General features: G+C 41.5%; 3 protein-coding genes. All 3 read right to left on the bottom strand.

The genetic code is table 11. From position 1 onward, the window contains the following. Window positions 1-732: 732 nt before the first annotated feature. Genes H5182_RS21790 through H5182_RS21780 form a run of 3 tightly spaced genes read right to left on the bottom strand, consistent with a single transcriptional unit; the run spans window position 733 to window position 4549 of the window. Window positions 733-2973 carry a polysaccharide biosynthesis tyrosine autokinase gene (locus H5182_RS21790; RefSeq protein ID WP_182760633.1) on the bottom strand — a complete coding sequence of 747 codons (2241 nt, stop codon included), beginning with the start codon at window positions 2971-2973 and terminating at the stop codon, window positions 733-735. 14 nt (window positions 2974-2987) lie between these two features. Further along, a complete protein-coding gene (locus H5182_RS21785; RefSeq protein WP_182760632.1) occupies window positions 2988-3422 on the bottom strand; it encodes a low molecular weight protein-tyrosine-phosphatase in 435 nt (144 codons plus the stop codon). 8 nt (window positions 3423-3430) lie between these two features. Further along, the gene (locus tag H5182_RS21780; RefSeq protein WP_182760631.1) at window positions 3431-4549 is read right to left on the bottom strand and encodes a polysaccharide export protein; all 1119 of its coding nucleotides are present in this window, start codon (window positions 4547-4549) and stop codon (window positions 3431-3433) included. Window positions 4550-4735 lie beyond the last annotated feature (186 nt).

Raw genomic sequence — 4735 nt, 5'->3', positions numbered from 1 at the left:
AGGTTCTAGGTTCTAGGTTCTAGGTTCTAGGTTAATCAGTTTAAAAACAGCTACGGGCTTTGTGCAACGAGCAGCGAGCTAATTAATCTAGCAAAAACTATTTTCACCACCGAGTCGCTTTGCTGAACAGAGAAAAGAGAAAACAAATCTCTTTTGTTTCCTCTGTGAACTCTGTGTTCTCTGTGGTGAATATTTACTTTATTATCACTTCGCAGTGGCAAACCACTCGTATACAAAACCATTTTTTACCACCGAGAGCACCGAGAGGCTTCGCTACACTGAGAAGAGAGAAAACAAAAAATGAAGCGCTATTATTTTCTCTGTGGTGAATCTTTACTTTATTATCACTTCGCAGTGGCAAGCCACTCACCTACAAAACACTTATACTACCGAGGCGCTTTGCTGCATCGAAAAACCATTCGCGGCTAAAGCCGACTCCTACGTGATCTCTGTGGTGATTCTTTTACTTTAATCACAACTACGCGGCATAAAGCCCGGCCTGCAAAATATGTTCTACCACCGAGGCGTTCGCTACATCGAGAAAAGCTAGATAAAAGTTAATTTATTAGCTCTCTAGTCTCTACCTCCGTGAACTCAGTGTCCTCTATGGTGAATTTACTTAATTTTTTACCACCGAGAACGCCGAAGCGCTTTGCTGCACTGAGAAACCATTCGCGGCTAAAGCCTGCTCCTACGCTAAACATAGCGTACTAGGATCTAGGTCCTATTTTCTTACTTATCCGATTTATATTCGTAATTGTAGTAACCGTAATAACCATAAGCGTTACTGGCTTTTTTAACTACACCATTGAACACTACGCCTTTAACGTCGGTACCGTTTTGTTCAAAGCGATTACGGGTCAACTCTATTTCTTTAATATGGTTTTGGCCAAACCGCGTTACTAATAGTGTAGTGCCGGTATGAGCGCTAACTATAGCCGGATCAGTAACCGCTAAAATAGGTGGTGTATCTACAATTACTATATCGTATGCTGCGCTTACCTCTGCAACTAACTTACTAAAGTTACTGTGCATAAGTAGTTCAGAAGGGTTCGGCGGTATTTGCCCGCGGGTAATAACACTCAACCCTTCTACAGTGGTTGGCTTAGTTACTTGCTCAAGGTTTAAACGCCCTGATAGGTAGTCACTCAAACCATCATCCCACTTTAAGCCAAACTGGGTTTGTAAGTAGCCTTTACGCATATCGGCATCGATGATCAGTACTTTTTTACCGCTTTGTGCCAATACAGCAGCTAAGTTAACTGATACAAATGATTTACCCACACCCGGGCTTGGGCCAGAAATTGCAATTAGGTTATTTTTAGCCTCCATCATTGCAAAGTGCAGGCTAGTACGTAAGCTACGTAGTGCCTCGATTGAGAGATCTGCTGGATTATCAAGCGCTAATATTGATTTAGGTTTATTCACTTTGTTTTTAAGCGCTTTGCTAAAGCCAGTGAGTTTATCTTGATAATCTGAGTACGGTACGCTGGCATACACAGGTAAGCCAATTGCTTCAATCTCATTGGCATCTTCAACGCCTTTGTGCATGGCCTTTTGTACGAGTACAATAGCTACTGCAAGCATGCCACCTAGCATAGTTGCCATAACCACAATCAATGCTTTTTTAGGTTTTACCGGTTTTGAGGTGTTTACCTCTGCAAAGTCAATAATACGTACATTACCGACTGTGCCTGCACGCACTATATCAAGCTCTTGGGTTTTACTGAGTAGTAGGGTGTAAATTTGGTTACTTACTTCAACATCGCGTTTTAAGCGCAGTAGCTCTTGTTGTGTCTCTGGTAGGTTGCCCACTTCGCCAACCAATTCTTTTTTCTGTTCATTAACCGCGCTAATTTGTTCAATTAAGCCTTGGTAGGTTGGGTGATCTTTTTTAAACTTACGGCTCATTTCAAGGCGCTTTAACTCAAGCTCTTGCAGTTTAGTTTCAAGCTTTACTACTTGCTCTAATACGCCTTGTGTTTCAAGGGTGATATTGATTGACTGGCGTTTAATTTGGTAATCGTTAAAACGTTGCTCGGCAAACTCTAACTGCTTTTTAATCTCTGGTAATTGTACTTCTAAAAACTCAAGGGATTTTTGTGCTTCGGCTGAATTACGCTCTACGTTACGACGTACATAAATAGCCGCTACTTTATCAAGTACTTTTTCAGCATAATGTGGCTTTTCGCTCTGCAGGCTCAAATTAATAATACCTGAGTCTTTACCTTTTTCGCTAGCACCAATCGCAGCTTGTAAATCTAAAATAGTATTTAAACGGTCTTTACGTATAATGCTAAACTCTGTACCGACACGGGCATTTAGACCACGTATCGTTAAGTTAAATTTACCGCTGGTTAATTCTTGGCCAACTTTACCAGTTAATATTTGTTCGCCTTCGTCATTTAATAATGCCACAGAATTATTTTCTTGCGCTACAAGTGTAAACTCGCTACCTACAGCAGATCGTGGTACATCAAACCTAAATACATCAATACTCTCACCACCCCAAGCGTATGAACTAGCACCAAAACTAGGCTCGGCAAGCTCACCTTCATTCATTGGGCTGAATTTACGAAAAGCACGGCTGCCTATAAACGGGAATAATTTTGGCTCTGCTATTAGATCAAGCTTTAGTGTGTCTACTGCTTCACCAATTACTGAGCGTGATTTAAGTAGTTCGATCTCTGTTACCGCAGCTGAGGTACTTTCAAACATGCCTGCCATGTCGTCAAAACCTGGCACTGAGCCACCGCTTTCTTCTACTTGGATCATCGCAGTAGCTTGGTATATCGGGGTTGAGAATACCGCGTAAATTACACCCACAACCATAAACACGGCTGTTAAGGCGATTATAAAATATTTACGATCTATCAAAGCGCCTAACAGTGCCATTAAGTCTATTTCTTGGCTTGCTTGTGTGTCTGGTCTATTTTGTTTGTTTGCTGCTAACGCAGTGGGCTGAGCATTCATGTACTAGCCTATCCTTATAAATACTTTTGCCAAGCGCTACAGGCGCTGTCGATTAATGCATAAACGTGTTGAAACGCTTCAAGACTCTGCCGATATGGATCTGGCACTTCTTTATCGCCTAACCATTTACCGAGTAAAAAGGTTTTACCGCGCGCTTCTGGGTAGCGGCTACACAGGTCAGTTAAGTGGCGTTGCTCCATCACTAAAATAACGCTATTTTGCGCAACCAGGCTTGATGTTAACTGCCGACCTTGGTGCTCATCCATATTTATACCATTAGTTGCAGCAATCTGCTTTGCTGTTGCATCAGCGGCTTTACCTTCTAGCGCCGTTAAACCCGCAGAAGATACTTTAACATTTTTACCGGCTAGCTTACTCTTTAATACGTATTCAGCGGTTGGACTGCGGCATATATTACCAGCGCACACCACTAAGATAGAATCAAACATCGTTATCCTTAGTTTGTTGCTGTTAAGCCATCAATTGAATCAACTGTCGCGATTGACGGTAATAACAAACTTATTACACGGTTCCAGCGAGCAAGCGGTGCCGATGTTACATATACAATATCGTGTGGTTGCAATTCAAATTGCTCTGCTAACACTAGTGCTGCAACATTTTTTGCGTGCAACTGATATACATCGGCAATAACACCATCAGTTTCAAGGTTACGTTTACGCAGTACAAACACGCCGTTAGCATCGGCGGTGTTTTCGTTTAAACCACCTGAATTACTTAGTGCCTCTGCAAGGTTTAAACCATAACGGTTCACATCAACAGAGCCTGCTTTTTTAACATCACCTAATACAAAAACACGCTGTAAATCATTCCGGTTTACATGCACTATATCGCCATGTTGTAACAAACGGTTTTGCGAAATATCGCCATGTGCATAAAAATCATCAAGTTTAATAACTTCAGTTTTATCGCCGCGGGTAAAGGTAACCGTGCGCCAATCGGCAGCTGCAGTTAAACCACCTGCTTGGTTCAAGGCGTCAATCAATGTGAGTGGAATTTCGGTTACTGGGTATACACCAGGCTTAGTTACTTCACCAGTGACATACGCTTTTTGGCTACGAAAACCAACCACTTTTATATCAACTTGCGGGTCTTCAATCACTCGACTTAAACGCTTAACCAATTCGCTATGTACTTGTTGTACTGTTTTGCCTGCAGCCTGAATATTGGGTGCATAGGCGTAAGTAATGGTACCGTCTGCTTGCACGCGGAAGCCATCAAACTCTGCGGTACGTTGTACAGCTGCTGGTATGGTTAATTCTGGGTGATCCCATACACCAATGGTAAGTACATCACCTACACCGAGTATGTATTCGTAATCACTAACATTTAAACCATCAAGGCTCGAAGGTGGCTTAGTTTTTTTACGCGATTGGTTTTGCTGATAAATTAAAGATGAGTCAATAATTTGAATATTTACTTTTTCAAGGTCTTGTTCAAGGTTTTTTGTTTGTTCACCCGATTCGATTCCTTCGAAATGGCTACCGGGGATGATTGTACAACCTGTCATTGTTAGCAACGTGAGTGATGCTACAAGTGTTTTACAGCTTAGCGCCATTGTTTATTCCCAAAATAATATTAAATTCTAAAACTTTCAGCTTATTTTTAAATATATTGCTGTTATTTTTTGTTGGCTAATTAAAGCATGGCTACCTTTGCTTCGCAAGGTTGGTTGCACGTTTACTGTGCAAGCAGTTAACTTTTTTGTTAATTTAGTGTTCTAGGTTCTAGGTTCTAGGTTCTA

Source organism: Pseudoalteromonas sp. SG44-17 (assembly GCF_014164235.1).
In the GTDB taxonomy this organism is placed as follows: Bacteria; Pseudomonadota; Gammaproteobacteria; order Enterobacterales; family Alteromonadaceae; genus Pseudoalteromonas; species Pseudoalteromonas rhizosphaerae.
The sequence above is the reverse complement of the archived record's forward strand: the minus strand, read 5'-3'. Positions and strand labels throughout refer to the sequence as shown.